This window comes from Crocosphaera sp. Alani8, assembly GCF_038442745.1.
Classification (GTDB): Bacteria; Cyanobacteriota; Cyanobacteriia; order Cyanobacteriales; family Microcystaceae; genus Crocosphaera.
In genome coordinates, this window is record NZ_JARVCN010000460.1 from 43,237 (window position 1) to 59,923 (window position 16,687).

The following is a 16,687-nucleotide window of genomic DNA, read 5'->3' on the forward strand; positions in this document are numbered from 1 at the left end:
TTTTTATAGCCATATCCTACTAACTATAAAGGTTGTTGTTTAGGAACCCCTACAGCCCGAGGGAACTGTTCAGAAATTTTAATGGTTTTTTCAACATAAATAAAGTGGCGTACACTTTGAGTTAAAGGGGTTTTAAATTGTTTAACTAGGATCAGTTTTCCTCCTAATTGTTTTAAAGCATTGTCTAGGCTTATTTCTTCTTGGTTTTGCAAGTTTCCTCGATACAAAACCCCAATTCCTCCTACTTTGAGAAAAGGTAAAATATATTCAGCACAAACTGAAACTTCCCCCACGGCACGAATTAATCCTAAATCATAACTTTCTCGATGTTCTGGAAAATGTCCTATATCTTCTGCACGACCGATAATTGTTTGGCAGTTAGACAATTGTAATGCTTCTAAAAAGAGTTTAATAACATTAATTTTTTTACGAGTTGAATCTAGCAATGCTATTTGCCAATGAGGAAAGATAATACCAATAGGAAGACCGGGAAAACCTGCGCCTGTTCCAATGTCAATTGCTTTTAATGACTCTTTATACTGTAAAAAATCTAAGCCAATCACACCAGCTACAGAGTCCCATAAATGCTTTTCCCAAAAGTCATTTGGTTCAGTGATTCGGGTTAAATTAATTTGATTATTAATTAATAAAATTTCTTGATATAACTTTTCCCATTGTTCTAATTGATCTTGTGTGGGTTGCCATTGTAAACTATCTTGCCAAATGTCTTTGAATGTGGGTAATTCCATTAATTAAGTCAAAGGTGAACAGTTGAATGATACTATAAATTTTGGATTTAGTTGAGATACTTTTATAATACATCAAATCAATCTTTTTCTGTTTTCGGTAGGGTTCAACGGCCATTGAACCCTACAATAGTTTAATGTTTAAATTTCCGATAAAGACGGAAGAAAATCTTTTCTAATTCCACCCAAACAAACATCAAACTACTAAACAACAAACAGATAACTAATTGTTCGCCTGTTAATACTGTTGTGTTAAAGAAAGACCGTAACGGGGCAACATAAACTAACATTAATTGTAGAATCGTTGTCACAATAACAGCACCCCATAAATAAAGGTTAGAAAAAGGGTTCATTTCAATAGCTAAACGGGTAGTAGAACGAGAGGCGATCGCATGACCCATTTGAGCAATACAAAGGGTGGTAAATACCATTGTCTTCCAGCTTTCGGGATCATGACCAGGTTGTTGAGCGTCATAAAATGCCCAGGACATTAAACTAATAGTAACAATAGAAAAAATGATGCCAATACGAACAATATAAAACCCTAAACCACGGGCAAAAATGCTTTCTTGAGGATTAGAAGGAGGACGCTCCATGATATGAGGATCAGCAGGTTCCACTGCCAAAGCTAAAGCCGGTAAACCATCCGTAACTAAATTCATCCAAAGAATTTGTAGAGGGGTTAAAGGAACACCAGAAAGTCCCATTAATGGGGCCGCTGCAATAGTAATAACTTCCCCCACATTACTACCCAAAATGTACTTAATAAAGTGACGAATATTGCTGTAAACCACCCGTCCCTCTTCCGTAGCAGCGACGATAGTGGCAAAATTATCATCCAGCAATACCATATCACTCGCTTCCTTGCTCACATCCGTCCCTGTGATACCCATAGCAATACCGATATCCGCTTGTTTAAGGGCGGGTGCATCGTTCACACCGTCCCCAGTCATAGCCACAAATTTGTTGCCCTTCTGCAATGCTTGGACGATGCGTAATTTATGTTCAGGGGAAACGCGGGCATAAACGCTCACCCTGTCTACCTCTTCCTCTAACTGAGGTTGAGATAACTTTTCTAATTCCCGTCCCGTTAAGATGTTATCAGTTGTTGCGATGATTCCTAACTGTTGGGCGATCGCTTGAGCGGTGAGTTGGTGATCCCCTGTAATCATGATGGCACGAATACCGGCAGCCCGACATTTAGCCACAGCCGCTTTAACTTCAGGGCGAGGAGCATCCATCATCCCCACTAACCCTAACCAGATTAACCCCTGTTCGATCTCTTCTGCTTCCGTTGCGTCTGGTATTTGTGGGATGGGTTTATAGGCCAAACCCAACACCCGTAAAGCCCGCTTAGCCATGCCATTATTACCTCTCAATACCTGTTCTTTTTGCTCTTCGGTTAAGGGATGAACCCGTCGACCTTGTTGATAATATTGACATTGTTCGAGGATTAATTCGGGAGATCCTTTAGTAAACAAAACATATTCGTGATCCGGTTGACTTTGCCAACTAGGCCAACGATCGCCGTTTTGCCTACCTTGACAGACGGTACTCATGCGTTTGCGTTCAGAAGAAAAAGGAAATTCTGCCACCCTTGTATATTCTTCTTCTAACTCTGATTGTTGTAACCCAGCTTTCCCCCCTAACGCTAGTAACGATCCTTCCGTGGGATCACCCATAATGCTCCAGTCTTTTTCTTCTTGGGACAAATGGGCATCGTTACATAAAACCCCTGTAAATAATAAAGCTTGTAATGCGCCGTAACGACTGCAACGAATACTATTTTTCGCCTCGCTACAAATAAACTCCCCCACCGGTTCGTATCCTGTCCCTGTAACTTGATAGTTACCTTCGAGGGTTTCTACTTCTTGGACAACCATTTTATTCTGGGTTAGGGTTCCTGTTTTATCGGAACAAATAACATTAACCGATCCCAATGTTTCCACAGCCGGTAGTTTACGGATCAAAGCGTGGCGTTTAACCATACGTTGGGTTCCCAGGGCCAAAGTAACCGTAATAACCGCCGGTAAACCCTCCGGAACCACAGCAACCGCCATACTCAAAGAGATTTCGATTAACTCTTGTAATAGTCCCCATCCGGCTTTGAGGGTTCCTGCCACCACCACCACAGCAACCATAATCAATGAACCTGTTACCAGAACGTTCCCTAACTGGGTCATACGTCGCTGTAAGGGGGTGTCTTCCGTTTCCACCGATTGTAACATTTCGGCGATTTTCCCCAGTTCTGTGTCCATTCCCGTGCCGGTAACCACAACTTTGGCCCGTCCTTGAATTACCTCGGTTCCAGTAAAGACCATGTTTACCCGATCTCCCACGGGGGTATCTTCTTGTAACCCTTGGGTTAAGATATTTTTTTCAACTGCGTGGGCTTCTCCTGTTAGGGCTGACTCTCTAATTTGTAGATGAGATCCCTCTATAATTTGACCATCGGCGCACAAAGTATCTCCAGCTTCGATTATAATAATGTCCCCTGGTACTAATAAGGGTGCATCCACTTCTTGACGTTTTCCGTCTCTCAGCACTTGTACTCTAGGAGAAGATAGCTTTTTTAAGGCGGCTAGGGCTTTTTCGGCGCGGGTTTCTTGTAAGTAACCCAATAGTCCGTTTAAGATAACGATGGAAAAGATGGCGATAGTGTCTTTGAAAGGGAGGCCGCTTTTAGTTGTTCCACTGTTGCTTAGTTCAACAATATCCAAAATACCAGAAATAATAGCGACAACGATCAGCATGATTAACATGATGTTGGTAAACTGATCGAGGAGTATTTGCCAATTGCTGCGGCCTACGTTTTCTTCTATTTCGTTACGGCCATAATGTTGTTGTCTTTGATTAATATTTTCTGTGTCTAACCCAACTTGGGGATCAGTTCCCAAAATGTCTAGGGTTTTAGCTACAGAGTAAGTATGCCAGGATTGTTTTTTTTGGGGAAGGGTATGGGCAGAATAGGATCGGATCACAGGAACACAGATAAGTTAATTCTCTACTTGTGTTGATCTTACTGTTTACTTTCTCAAGGGTTCCGATTGATCACAAAATTGTAAACTGTCGTTAATTAATGGACTGTTACCGATAATCGGTCAATACATGGCCATTGCACCACCAAAAAACCCTAAACCACCGGTTATGGAATTCTATAAAAGCCATCTCAAAGATATTCAAGCAAAGTTAACCAATGATGGCAAAATTGACCCTAATTGCTCTGGCAATAATTCCCTGAAACAATTAGGTAAAGCAAGAGTGGGGGATAAGTTAGTCAAATTGTTGTTCAAAGAACTGCTTGTAGCTTATCGTAAACTTATGGTTAAATAGCACCAAAAAAAAGGGGTCTATAACCCTCCCTTGTTGGTAGTTATTTGGAAAAATTCATCCTAAAGTAATTAAAAGATGACCTTTCAAGAAGAATTTGAACTGTTGCTACGAGCTTGCTACCCTTTAATATACATTCCCACCAACGAAGAAGAAAGACTCGAAACAGCGATCGCCCAGTGCGCCAAAACCCTAGCTAACCGAACCGTTTATGTATGGGACTTTGTAGACGGCTATCAAGACAATCCCAACAACGAAGGATTCGGCAGACGCAACCCTCTACAAGCATTAGAATTTGTAGAACAATTGCCCAATAATATTGGAGGAATTTTCATTTTACGGGACTTCCAACGTTTCTTAGAAGACGTATCCATCTCTCGCAAACTACGAAACCTCTCCCGTCGCTTAAAATCCCAATCCAAGAACATCATCATCCTTGCTCCTCAACTACAAATCCCCGAAGAATTAAGCGAAGTCCTTACGGTTTTAGATTTTCCCCTCCCCATCACCCCAGAGATTGAAAGCGAACTACAACGCCTTATCGGGGCCACAGGACAACCATTATCCAATACATTAATAGACGAATTAGTAAGGGCAGCACAAGGACTCTCTTTAGAAAGAATACGCCGAGTTTTGACCCGTTGTATTGCTAGTCATGGACGCATCGAACCAGAAGACGTAGAACTAATCTTAGAAGAAAAGCGTCAATCCATCCGTCAAACCCAAATTCTTGATTTTTACCCCGCTACCGAACAAATTTCTGACATTGGGGGTTTAGATAACCTCAAAGACTGGTTATTGAGACGAGGGGGAGCATTTAGCGAAAAAGCCAGGTCTTACGGTTTACCCCACCCTCGAGGACTACTCTTAGTGGGTATCCAAGGTACAGGAAAATCCCTCACGGCTAAAGCCATCTCTCACCACTGGCGTTTACCCCTACTCCGTTTAGATGTGGGGCGGCTTTTTGGGGGACTAGTAGGAGAATCAGAGTCTCGCACCCGCCAGATGATTAGTCTAGCAGAAGCCTTAGCCCCTTGTGTCCTCTGGATCGATGAAATAGATAAAGCCTTTGCTGGAGCAGAAGGAAAAGGAGACGGAGGAACCACTAGCCGAGTGTTTGGCACTTTTATTACCTGGTTAGCAGAAAAAAAATCCCCCGTGTTTGTGGTGGCCACCGCCAACAATATCAAAGCTTTACCCCCAGAAATGCTCCGTAAGGGCCGCTTTGACGAAATTTTCTTTGTCGGTTTACCCAGTCAAGGGGAACGAGAAGCCATCTTCAACGTCCATCTATCTAGACTGCGACCCCACAATCTCAAAACTTATGACACTAAGCGACTCGCCTATGAAACCCCAGACTTTTCAGGGGCAGAAATAGAACAAACTATAATCGAAGCTATGCACATTGGGTTTAGTCAAAACCGTGACTTTACCACCGATGATGTCCTACAAGCCGCAAGTCAAATTATACCCCTAGCTCGAACTGCCCAAGAAGAAATTGAGTTTTTACGACAGTGGGCGGCGGCAGGAAAAGCGCGATTAGCTTCTCGTCAAAGTTCTTTGAACTCTCTGACTTCCTAAATCGGGAACACAGGCCAAATCAGTGGAATCAAAGTTAATATGTAACCCTACATTATCTTATATCTTGTTATCGTTATGAATCGTTTATCTGGTGTTTTTCAATTCTTATTAGGTTTTTTCCTGGGTATTTTCCTCTTGGTGGGGGGAACTGCCTCTCTTGCCTATGTCGTCTTTACTCGCATGAATGCTAACCCAGAAAAACCCCTGTTTGCCGAGGAGAAACCTCAAGATACTACCGCCAACGCCGATAGTGATCCCGCTTCTCAGCAAGCAACGGAAACTAAACCTGTCGAAGAAGTGGTATCCACAGAAACAGTGATGGAAGAGGAAACAGAGAAACTTCCTCAAGGAGCTTATCGAGCTAAAGTTACTTGGTCAACTGGGTTGAGTCTGCGATCGCAACCATCCTCCGACGGAGAAAGAATAGGCGGTGTGGAGTACGACACAGAGCTAATCGTACTAAAAAGCAGTGCCGATGGTGATTGGCAACAGGTTCGTCTCCCCAATAATCAACAAGAAGGTTGGGTTAAAGCCGGCAATGTACAAGAAATAGAATAATCGGTTAGGCCAATTAGTCGCACAAAAATGGGTGTTAACTGCGACCAGTTTTCCTTTTGCCCGATTTACCATACCCGCTCCTTGCGCTGTAAGACAACGCAGGGTTCTTGTGACCCCTTGTGACCAACTTTCGCTCGTCTCCCTGCTCCTCTGCAATCTCCACAAGAATGTTTGTGATCTACTGATACTAATCTGATTGAGTATGATACCAAACCCACTTTTGATGCTAACGACATTAGCATCCCTTTCCCTCAAAGAGATATTCATATTTTCCAAAATTAGTTTCAGTTTGTCAATAAGCTAAAAGTTATCTTTGGAAATGATAATTAACAAATTTTTCAAAATTAGGGTTGCCAAACATGAATACGAGACAACAACCATAAGCTAATGGTAACTCCTACTAATCCTGCTAAAATGACATTCATTACTGCCAATAACCCTAAAATATCCATTGGTACAATCACCAAACCAGGGTTAACCATAGTTCCCCCCGGTACAGGTTTTGACACTCCCACGAGTAGAACTGCGTGGGATTATTGCTTCACATCCTCTTAGCTAGACATAGTTTTCTCAAACCATGCCCCCGCCAGACCGAATCCACAAACATTTTAGTTTAACTTCCACTGGCTGCCCGACAGCAGACTGTATGGGTTTTTTAGATCTCTAATAGCTCGAATTAAGGAGCATATTAAACCTGCTATGACTTTGATTCTGTTCAACTGGGTAGGGCTTGTCCGTCGCAGAAAAACGTCTCAGAGGGAGTTAACCAGCTATACTGAGTACAGAAACCTAGACAATTCTAGGCAAGAAACACCGATAAATCTCTTACGGGCATTACCGCACTTAGTTGATGATACCATATTCACTCCGCCTAAAGACGGGCAAACTACATCCCACGAGTGAACTGCGTAGGCTTTGTTTGCAGTATCCTGTAAAATTGTGGTTGCCCCTTGAGGTAATGAAAGAATAGTGTAGAGTAATCTCCCCAGAGTAATAACTCCAATTAAAACAGCCAGAAACATAACCGCTAAATTAGCCGTAATACCAATCCAGACGTTCCGAAGTACCTTAGCTTTTTTTGGGTATTTTTCAGAGTTTTCAAGTTTCTTTGCTGGTCGAGTATAACCAAAACACCAAAAAATAGTAAATAAAAGGGTCATAATATCAATAAAACTAAAAATATTAGTAATACCGATTCCTGTCATTGTCTCTTCTTTGGAAAATATCCATTGAAACGTTAATAAAATAACAGGAATAGAACCTAAAATAAGTTGGCACCAAAAACCAATCCAACCCAAACGGCGTAAGTTAGCAGCAATTTGAAAATGAGTAGGTGGGGTACGAGACAATAATTGGAACATATCTAGGCTTAAAATTCTATAGTAGGGTGATTGGTTTGAAATTTGGCGATCGCTTTTTTTAATCCTTCTAGAGAATCATGGGTAATTACAGCAGTTTTCGACTTAGTGTGGCACAAGAAGTTAAGAATTGAGGTAGGAGGCAGCTGTAAAATGTACTTTAATAATTCACAAAGTGCTGTAAAAACGGTTTAAATTTTTCCCCTACTGGAAAAGACGTATAACCCCTAAAATAATGACCAATGACAGCTATTTTATTAAAAACCAATTTTCATGAAAAAGCTGTTTGATTACGTCTTTCTAGTTCATCAATCAAATAAAAAGTTTGTATTTTCCCTTTAATGAGTCTTGTTATTAAAATAACGATTGATTTTGTGTGTCTTCCGGTAGATCTATAAATACCCTTTCTCCAGGGTTTAAACCAGAAAGAACCTGGGTTTTTTCGTCCAACACTTGACCAATAGTAACGGGTTTAAATTGAGGTTGTTCGTTTTCGTCTGCTACCATGACTCCTGTTTTTCCATTTTTCGTAACGATAGCTACGGTAGGAACCACCAGAGCATCACTAATTTCTTCTCCCAAAAAGTTCACGTCAACATTCATCCGCGATAATAACTTATCTTGTCCGGTCCTCAGAGCGATGGTTACTTCAAATGAGGTCACATTTTCTTCTACAACGGCTTCTGGAGCGACCAAAACCACTTGCCCTTGAAAAATATCGTTTGGATAAGCATCCGCTGCAATGGTCACGGGTTGCCCTTGTTTAATCATGGCAATATCCACTTCTGGCACTTTAGCCACCACTTTCAATCCTCGTGCGATGGCTAAAATCGAACTGGAGGTAGCAGAAGCGGTGCTAGAGGCTGATGTAGTGGGAGTTACAAAAGCCCCTGGGTTGGCGTATTTTTGGGTAACAACACCATCGAAAGGCGCACGGATAGCGGTATCTTGAAATTGGATAACCTCTCTTTCTAGTTCAGCTTTTGCCGCTTCGGCAGCCAACTCTAAGCTGGCAATATCCATTTCGGCGGTTCGTTTTCTTTCTTCTAGTTGAATTTGTGTCTCAGCTACCATTGCTTGGGCGTGTAACACTTCGTGCTTTAACTGATCAATTTCTGGGTTTTGGGTTTGATTTGCCTGTTCTAGTCTAGTTTCCAGTTCAATTACACTAGCTTGAGCGTTATTGTAGTTATTGAGCAGTTCATCGAATCGATCTTGAGTTATTGCTCCTTCTTGAAGTAATTCTTCATTCCGTTTCACACGAGAGGCTGCTAATTGCAACCCTGAGCGCGCGGATACAATTTGTGCCTTTATTTGGTCAATGTCCCTGGGAATTCTCTCTACTGCTCTCTTTAGGTTAGCTTGAGCTTGTTGTAGTTGACTTTGGGATTGAATATAACGAGTTTCTGCCTGTCTAACCTCACTAGGAATACGAATCTTGGCTGCTTCAAAGTCAGCTAGAGCCTGTTGATATCTGGCTTCAGCGAATTTTCCTTCTGCTTTATTCTCACTGTGTTCCATAAGAGCTAAAATTTGCCCTTCTTTGACTTTCATCCCCTGTTCCACTCGTAACTGCACCAACCTTCCTGGATTTTTGGGACTAATGTTAACGCTTTCTATGGGTTCTACAACTCCACTGGCTTCGATATCCACTGCGAGGCTTTCCCGTTCAGCCATAACGGTCATTTTGTCCAGTTCACTCTCAGAAACGGGGGTTTTAGCCATTCTGTAGGTGAACCCTCCCACCAAAAGTAATCCGCCTGTCATAAGGGCTAGGATCCAAGGAAGAGGACGACTGACTTTATTAAACACAGGAACTTCCATAAAGTTATCTTTGTAAGAAACGCAACAAAACGACGTATTATTTCCTCCATATTAACCTTTATGTTGTGTATTAGCACGACAAGAAACAGAAATAATTAAAAATTTTTTACTAATTCCCTGACATTCAATGGTTACTATCTATTCCATACGGCGATAATGTATTAAATTTTAATAGGAAAGATTAATTTATTTAATCTTATTTTTCGATTTAAGATTTTTTTATAAGAAGATTCAAGTGATTATTCTGCTTAATATGCCTATAAAATAAAGAGTGTCACCGTCTAAAAATTCACTATGACTCTAAAGGATGACCGAGATTATCAAATTTTGTTCCTCAGTAGTTTTCTGGGGTTGGGTATCATAACCCGCGATTGGTCTTTAAAACCTGAGTTAATTGTTGTGGTTATTATTAGTTGTTTATTGACACAACTATTATTAACTTCTGGGATGTATTTTCTTAAACAAAAACAAAAATTTAGTTGGAATTTATCACTAATTAATCCCCTATTTATTGCTTCTTGGCGTAGCGCATTAATTACTGCTTTGGGTTTATGTCTTTTATTAAGAGCTAATCAGGCTACAACCATGATCTTAGCAGGTAGTTTAGCAATTGCTAGTAAGTTCATTTTTCGAGTTAATCAAAAACATTTTTTTAATCCTGCTAATTTCGGCATTATTGCCGCATTAACCTTCACTCAAGATGCTTGGGTGTCCCCCGGACAATGGGGTAATGATTTCTGGTTTTTACTACTATTTTTAGGTGCCGGAGCGATGATTTTAAAAAGGGTTGGTCGTTGGGAAACTTCGGCGGTTTTCTTGGTAGTTTATACATTGCTCGAAGCAGTTCGCAATTTCCGTTTAGGTTGGAGTTGGGATGTTTTGAGTCATCATCTAATGACAGGAAGTTTATTATTATTTGCGCTATTTATGCTCACCGATCCCCGTTCTATTCCCAATCATTATTTAGGTCGTATTTTGTGGGCGATCGCTATTGCTATACTAACCTTCACCCTTCAATATTCTCTCTACATTTCAACATCTATTTTCTGGGCATTATTTTGTTTATCACCTCTAACTATTATTCTCGATTACTATTTACATTCATTCGGTTTTAATTGGAAGGTGAGCTATGCTCACCTCACCATATCGTCTTAAACAATCTTTTAACTTTGGGATAATCTTTCTACAGCTTGTCCCCCTAGTAACTGATCGGTTTCCGCTAGGAAATGAGGAATTTTATGTCTATAGGGACTATCCAATAAACAGTTAGAAAGATCCACTTTTGTAACGTTTTCTGCATTATTTCCAGGAAACCAGTGTCCTCCTCTTCCCAACAAATTATATCTCATTTTCCCATATTCCACCAGATCATAAGCTAAAGCTAAGTTCCTTAACCACAAAATTGTTTTAATATCTATGTTTTCAGGAGTTTCTTGATAAGATGGTAAACCTTTATCCCAACTTTTAAACCAATTTTCTCCTAGAACTTTTATGGCTTCCTCTTCTAATCTAGCTATGATCGGTTTTAGTATGGGTTGGGGATTTTCTAATAGAGAAAGAGTGTTTAAATGCTCATCAAAATCCGTTGGACGGGCAGCCCCTAAACTAAGGGTGTGAACTTCTGGATGAGACAAACAAAAAAGATCATTAAACACCATTGGACTCAGAGGGTGACACAATTCCACCAATTTTTGGGGAGGTTCATAAAGTTTTCCTCCCTTATCAGAAGGACTAATAATAAACACCCCCATATCGTGTTTCTTGGCCGCTTCTATAGCCGGCCAATTAACCTGATTGATATAATACCAATGAAGATTAACATAATCGAAACAGTCCGTTTCTATGGTCTTTTTGATAATATCAGTAGAACCGTGGGTTGAAAAGCCAATAAAACGAACTTTACCTTGTTCTTGTAGTTTCCTTGCCTCTTCTAAACACCCTCCAGGACGAATGCAATAGTCTAGTATTTCATCTGTATTAATGCCGTGTAATCCTAGTAAATCTACATAGTCTAATTGCAAAAAATTCAAGGATTGATTAAACTGCAAACGAAACTCTTTCGGGTCTTCTTTAGGAGAAACTTTAGTCTGAATAATTAATTTCTCTCTGGGAAGTTTAGGCAAGACCTTCCCTAATTGCATCTCAGATGTTCCATACCCTCTAGCGGTTTCAATATGATTAATTCCTAGCTCTAAAGAACGATGGATGGTCGCCTCTAAGTTACGTTGATTCTCTTCAGGAATTTCGCTTTCAGGAACATCTTTCCACTTATGCTGATAACGCATTCCTCCACAAGAAAAGACAGGAATTTCTAATTCTGTACGACCGAATCTTCGATATTTCATGGTAAATAATCTAAGAAAACTAAATAATTTTAAACTTGAGCAGGTTGAGTAATTATTTCTAAAACCCGTTGCTGGTAGTCATCTTTAAACAGAGAATCTACGCACACTTGAGCTACCTTTTGTCTAGGAATACTTCCTTCAAACAGGGTATCTGCGGATGACACTAAAATCTCATCTGAGTTATTCTCGTTTTTAAGACCTCCAGGACGGACAATTGTATACTTTAAGCCACTATTTTCTAAATAGTTTTCTGCTTGCTTTTTCCAGTATAAAACTAACCAAAAAAGATTAAGGGGATGAAAAAATTGGGAAACACAAAGGGAAGAAACTAACACAAACTTTTCTATTCCTTGCGCCTTGGCGACGTTAACTAAATTTTTTGTCCCTTCGTAGTCTACCTGATAGGGTCCTGTGGGATCGAGACTCGGTCTAGCACCAGTTGCGCAGAGTAAGACGGTGCAACCTGATATGGCTTTCGTTAAACTATCCATATCCAGGACATCACCGACAGCTAACTCAACCTCAGGAGGCAAAATGCTCTTTGCTCCCTCTTGATCTCGCACCAATGCTTTGACAGGAATTTGACGATTGACCAATTCTTGGACAATTCTACGACCTGTTTCTCCCGTTGCACCCGCTACTAATGCTTTCATCGTCACACTCCTTTGACTTGATTTAGAATAAATACTTAAACATCTTTTTATTGTATTAAGTTTCGTAAATTTCGTAACCTTATAAGGAGTACCCAAACTCCATAATCCTGCTAAAAATCACTGTAAACTAACTTTTTAAGAAACCGTTATGCAATGTCAATGGCAAAATAATCATCCTAGTCAGGTTTCAGAGGATAATCTCAGAGACCAACAAATTACCGGACCCTTAGAAGCTGCGCCTGTTTCTTTTAGGACAGAGTTTGCCGGCTATATGGAAATGTATAGCGATGGTGAGACGGTGGCGAACTATCTCAATGCTCATCAAGGATGGTTTTGCCGTTGTGCTGCTCCCATGAAAACCAAAGCCATTGGAAATAATGGCTATGTGTTAACTGTAGGGCGATTTGGGTCTTTTGGTTATGAAGTAGAACCCAAATTAGCCGTTGTTCTAGAACCTTCTGCCAATGGGGTTTACGAAATGCATAGTATTCCCCTTCCTGACGAACCCTCACTAGGCTACGAAGTAGATTATCAAGCGTCTATGACGGTTAAAGAAATTCCTAGTCACCTGGCCAGTGTAGGGTTAGAAAAAACCTTTAAAAAACAGAACCAAAAACAAGTCCCTGAAGTAATCACCAAAGTTGAATGGCATTTGGCGATGGATGTGGCAGTACAGTTTCCTAAGTTTATTCGTAAGTTACCCTCATCTGTGATTCAAAAAACAGGCGATCGCTTGTTAACTCAAATCGTCCGTCAAATTTCTCCTCGCCTAACCTACAAAGTGCAAGAAGATTTCCATAAGGGGCAGAACTTACCCATCCCTCCAAAAAATAGCCGCCATCTGGAAAGAATCGAAGAATCTACCCTAGAAGAAGCGGCATAGATAAGGGATTTAGAATGTAGGGCCACTGAATTTTCAGCTCTACATTCTGAACTCTAAATTTAACCTTCGGGGGTTTCTTGTGCTTGAGCGAACTGCATGGCACGGATTAAATTGTCCATAGCGTACTCTAAATGAAGGCCAGCATCGACTGCCACCCATCCTTGTTCTGTGAGGTGTAGCCACTCAAAATGAAGGTGGGGCCCCGTAGAATACCCAGTATTCCCAACCCGTCCGATAATCGTACCCTGTTCTACCCATTCTCCAGGTTCAACATAGACATCAGAAAGATGAGCATAACGGGATTCTTGAGTTCCTTCGAGGTGACGTAGCACTACCATTAACCCATAACCTCCAGACCAATCAGCGTGAGAAACTTCCCCAGAATAGGCCGCTAATACGGGAGTGCCTTGAGGTGCGCCAAAATCGGTTCCGTTGTGCATCCTTTGGGTTCCGGAAATGGGGTGAATACGCCAACCAAAAGCAGAGGTCATGGTAGCTACTACAGGTAAGGGAAAGATTAAATCTGTTCTGCGTGCTTGGGGAGCAGTAGCGGCGTACATGGAGGCAGCTCGGTTATAACGGGGTAAGGGTTCTAAAGCAATGGATACACCCCGACGTTGGATAGGTTGTATATTGACAACTTGTTCCGAGGCAATGGGACGGCGTTTTAACCCTAGAGATTGAACCCGTGAGGGGGAGGAAACCCGTTTAGCTACCCGAGGGTTGGTGTTGGTTTGACGAGAGGCTAAATTAACACGACGGGGGGTTAACTGACGAGGTGCCTGAACCTTGGGCTTTTGAGCAGCCACTGAGCCACAACTTCCCTTTGATAGCTGACCATTTTGGGCAACGGTTTGGCACCCAGTTGAGCGTTCCGTTAGGATAACTTTCTTGGGTTGGCTGAGTGTTGCACTGGAGTTACCGTAGTTATTGGTATCGATGTAACTATGTTTAGCTCCGTTGGTAACAGAAGGGGATAGTTGAATGGTTTGGGGTTGGGTAAGGGTTTTGGGAGGTTCGTTTTTAGAGGTTTGAGGATCTAAAATCTTGGGTGCCGATAGTTTAACTTGCGGTTTAGTGCTGGCACGACCAGGAGAAACCGAGGGTTTCGGCGATATTTTGGGTTGATTGGGTTTATTAGAAGTTTGTTGTAGTACAGGTTTTGTATTGCTAGAACGGGTTGGAGGAACGTAAGGAGAGGCCTTCGGCACTTTCACAGGGGATACGGCAGCAGGTTTAGGGTTTGCCGTAGGGGTAGGACTGTCAGGAATGACTAAGGTTTCTGGGGAAGCGATCGCCTGGTTGAAAGCGATTCCACTGCCTAGAATACTCAGTCCACTAACTACGCTGAGTCCTTGTTTAAGCAAGGTTTTTGTTAAAGGGGATATTGATTTTAATTGATTGTATTTATTCATTTCCGTCTCACTTCTCACAGTTGTCGACTTGTTAAAGCATGATAACGAATTTTAGAATAAATCACCGACTTGAGAGATAATGATAAGGTTGGGTAATGGTTAAAACATATCTTTATTGGTTAATATCCCAAGATTTAAACATTAAATAGGATTGAGAAGAAAAGCCTAGTTTGTTATAAAGTTTCAGAGCAGCTTGGTTTCGCTCAAAGACCTGTAATCCCATTTGATGGTAGCCTTTCTGTTGTACCCATTGTTGTCCCTGTTGGATCAAGCTTGTGGCTAAGCCTTTGCGACGGTGATTAGGCGTGACATAGATTAAGAAAATGTGTCCGTAGTGATGACCATTAACTTGATCGATGCCGGTCCCCATCCATAGACAAGAAACTATTTCTGATCTTGTTTCGTTTTTGGATCTATATTCAATCCACCAAATGGGGGTTTTCGATGATAAATATTGTTCAACGGTGTTGTTCAAGTGACTAAAATTAGACTGTTCTGGAAATAACTCTTCGTAAGTAAGTTCCATGAATTTTATCAGTCTTGTCTTATCTTGGGTTTTTCCCTGTATTAAACGATAACTATTAGGTAAAGGGAACATTCTTTAGCGTTTTACGTTATGCCGATTATAAATAAAAAGCTTTTTATTTCACTCAGTCTAGTTCTAATAACGAGAGTTGGGAGTATAAAAGATGGGAAAACTACTCGGTTATAACTCTTAACCGAGTAGTGTCGGGTTTTAGGTTCTCCAAATTTTTTCTAACACTTTTGAGGCTTGAATATCCTCTAAATTGTAGGTAGGTGATTGAATAGCAATGAAGCGATCATCGTTGACTGGTAGTCGCTTTTTCGGATCTGTTTTGCCAAATAGGGAGACAGTGTAGGTTCCTACGGCAACCCCTAGTTGCAAGGGTGGACTGTCGGTACAAATCATTAAATTAGCTCCTGCTATTATGGCAGCTAGTTTTCCCACATCTCCTGGTTTTGTCAATTTTAAGTCGGGACAACTATTCATTAAAGGACTAACCCAGGTTTCATCCCCCGTAGCTTGTAATACAACGATGGAGAGAGACGATTGTTTTTCTTGAATTCTGTTAATAATATTACTCCACTGAGGCACAGGATAGGACTCGCTGTTTCCTCCGTAGACTAGGATATAACCGCTTTCCTCGAGCAATAAGCGTTTTTGTTCAGCTTCTGCCCAAGCGATATCGTCTTTTGGTAAGGCTATTTTTAAAGGAGGACAAGGGGATTTAATCCCTAAACCTTCGGTGAGATCGTGATACATCTCAGCTATATATTGTTCTGTCTTTTGGACAATGGATTTAGAAATGAACCAGGTGGGTTTATCTCCGTAACCAACGGTCAAAGGGATACCGTTTAACCACAGTAATAAGCTGATGTTCCAACGTTTTTCTAGGTTTAAGGCTATATCATACTCGCGATCGCGCATAATCCCTAACAAGTTTAAATAATCGGCCAATCCTGTCCGATCTTGATAGTCAAATATGAGGATCTCATTAACCTGGGGACACACCCGATAAGCGGCTTTGGCACGGGGTTCAACCAGGACATCAATAATAGCATTAGGATATCGAATTTTGAGGTCTTCTAGGGTGGGAAAAAATAAAATTTGTTCGCTTATTCCCCCAGGAACCAGGGCTAATATTCGCATAGTTCTGATGTTTGGATGGATATCTGTGGGCTTTTTGTCAGCACATCAGCTTAATTTTAAGGTAATAGTCCCCAAATTTACCTTAATATTCAGAATTAATTATGAAGTTTAGTTACCAGTTATCAGTCATTGTTACTGCTCACTGCTTATTTTTCCATTACTTCAAAGTCGGATTCTTCGAGGGATAATACAATAGAATCGGGTTTAAGGTTAAAGGGGTTCTGGTCCAATCTAATTAACCACCGTCCACCATTTTCTTTTGCTTCTATACGAAGCTTCTCAAAAAGTCTGGGGGGACTCGCCGAAAGTTAGGGGACAAAGA

Annotated in this window: 15 protein-coding genes; 5 read left to right on the forward strand and 10 right to left on the reverse strand. The window is 41.0% G+C overall.

Translation table 11 applies throughout. The annotated features are described in order from the left end of the window. Positions 1-23: 23 nt before the first annotated feature. Together rsmG and P9B04_RS22725 are read right to left on the reverse strand one after the other, a co-directional pair. A complete protein-coding gene (gene rsmG, locus P9B04_RS22720; protein ID WP_342057236.1) occupies positions 24-749 on the reverse strand; it encodes a 16S rRNA (guanine(527)-N(7))-methyltransferase RsmG in 726 nt (241 codons plus the stop codon). Between the two features lie 131 nt (positions 750-880). Then, entirely contained in the window at positions 881-3,727 is a 2,847-nt protein-coding gene (locus P9B04_RS22725) for a cation-translocating P-type ATPase (protein ID WP_342057237.1), read from the reverse strand. Between the two features lie 127 nt (positions 3,728-3,854). Between P9B04_RS22725 and P9B04_RS22730 the strand changes: the two genes are divergently transcribed. From P9B04_RS22730 to P9B04_RS22740, 3 genes are all read left to right on the forward strand, one after another. Beyond that, the gene (locus tag P9B04_RS22730) at positions 3,855-4,079 is read left to right on the forward strand and encodes a hypothetical protein (RefSeq protein ID WP_342057238.1); all 225 of its coding nucleotides are present in this window, start codon (positions 3,855-3,857) and stop codon (positions 4,077-4,079) included. Positions 4,080-4,154: 75 nt separating this feature from the next. Next, positions 4,155-5,657, forward strand: a complete 1,503-nt coding sequence (locus P9B04_RS22735) for an AAA family ATPase (RefSeq protein ID WP_342057239.1) — start codon at positions 4,155-4,157, stop codon at positions 5,655-5,657. A 75-nt stretch (positions 5,658-5,732) separates the two neighbouring features. Beyond that, positions 5,733-6,215, forward strand: a complete 483-nt coding sequence (locus P9B04_RS22740) for an SH3 domain-containing protein (protein ID WP_342057240.1) — start codon at positions 5,733-5,735, stop codon at positions 6,213-6,215. 344 nt (positions 6,216-6,559) lie between these two features. Here P9B04_RS22740 and P9B04_RS22745 read toward each other — a convergent pair whose 3' ends face one another. The 3 genes from P9B04_RS22745 to P9B04_RS22755 form a co-directional block, all read right to left on the reverse strand. Then, positions 6,560-6,730: a DUF3611 family protein gene (locus tag P9B04_RS22745; RefSeq protein WP_342057241.1), complete on the reverse strand. Its 171-nt coding sequence runs from the start codon at positions 6,728-6,730 to the stop codon at positions 6,560-6,562. Between the two features lie 255 nt (positions 6,731-6,985). Next, positions 6,986-7,576: a DUF3611 family protein gene (locus tag P9B04_RS22750; protein WP_342057242.1), complete on the reverse strand. Its 591-nt coding sequence runs from the start codon at positions 7,574-7,576 to the stop codon at positions 6,986-6,988. Positions 7,577-7,927: 351 nt separating this feature from the next. Beyond that, positions 7,928-9,397 carry an efflux RND transporter periplasmic adaptor subunit gene (locus P9B04_RS22755; RefSeq protein ID WP_342057243.1) on the reverse strand — a complete coding sequence of 490 codons (1,470 nt, stop codon included), beginning with the start codon at positions 9,395-9,397 and terminating at the stop codon, positions 7,928-7,930. Positions 9,398-9,691: 294 nt separating this feature from the next. Between P9B04_RS22755 and P9B04_RS22760 the strand changes: the two genes are divergently transcribed. Beyond that, positions 9,692-10,552 carry an RnfABCDGE type electron transport complex subunit D gene (locus P9B04_RS22760; RefSeq protein ID WP_342057244.1) on the forward strand — a complete coding sequence of 287 codons (861 nt, stop codon included), beginning with the start codon at positions 9,692-9,694 and terminating at the stop codon, positions 10,550-10,552. An 8-nt stretch (positions 10,553-10,560) separates the two neighbouring features. On the opposite strand, the gene P9B04_RS22765 is transcribed toward P9B04_RS22760, so the two are convergent. Beyond that, positions 10,561-11,742, reverse strand: a complete 1,182-nt coding sequence (locus P9B04_RS22765) for an aldo/keto reductase (protein ID WP_342057245.1) — start codon at positions 11,740-11,742, stop codon at positions 10,561-10,563. 29 nt (positions 11,743-11,771) lie between these two features. After that, on the reverse strand, positions 11,772-12,395 hold the full coding sequence (locus tag P9B04_RS22770) for an SDR family oxidoreductase (RefSeq protein WP_342057246.1): 624 nt from the start codon (positions 12,393-12,395) through the stop codon (positions 11,772-11,774). Positions 12,396-12,543: 148 nt separating this feature from the next. Between P9B04_RS22770 and P9B04_RS22775 the strand changes: the two genes are divergently transcribed. Next, complete coding sequence (locus P9B04_RS22775) at positions 12,544-13,278, forward strand: DUF1997 domain-containing protein (protein WP_342057247.1); 735 nt, start codon at positions 12,544-12,546, stop codon at positions 13,276-13,278. 59 nt (positions 13,279-13,337) lie between these two features. Here P9B04_RS22775 and P9B04_RS22780 read toward each other — a convergent pair whose 3' ends face one another. From P9B04_RS22780 to P9B04_RS22790, 3 genes are all read right to left on the reverse strand, one after another. Continuing rightward, positions 13,338-14,693, reverse strand: coding sequence for a M23 family metallopeptidase (locus P9B04_RS22780; RefSeq protein ID WP_342057248.1), 1,356 nt, complete (start codon positions 14,691-14,693; stop codon positions 13,338-13,340). A 112-nt stretch (positions 14,694-14,805) separates the two neighbouring features. Further along, positions 14,806-15,291 carry a GNAT family N-acetyltransferase gene (locus P9B04_RS22785; RefSeq protein ID WP_342057249.1) on the reverse strand — a complete coding sequence of 162 codons (486 nt, stop codon included), beginning with the start codon at positions 15,289-15,291 and terminating at the stop codon, positions 14,806-14,808. Positions 15,292-15,429: 138 nt separating this feature from the next. After that, positions 15,430-16,365, reverse strand: a complete 936-nt coding sequence (locus tag P9B04_RS22790) for a glycosyltransferase family 9 protein (protein WP_342057250.1) — start codon at positions 16,363-16,365, stop codon at positions 15,430-15,432. Positions 16,366-16,687 lie beyond the last annotated feature (322 nt).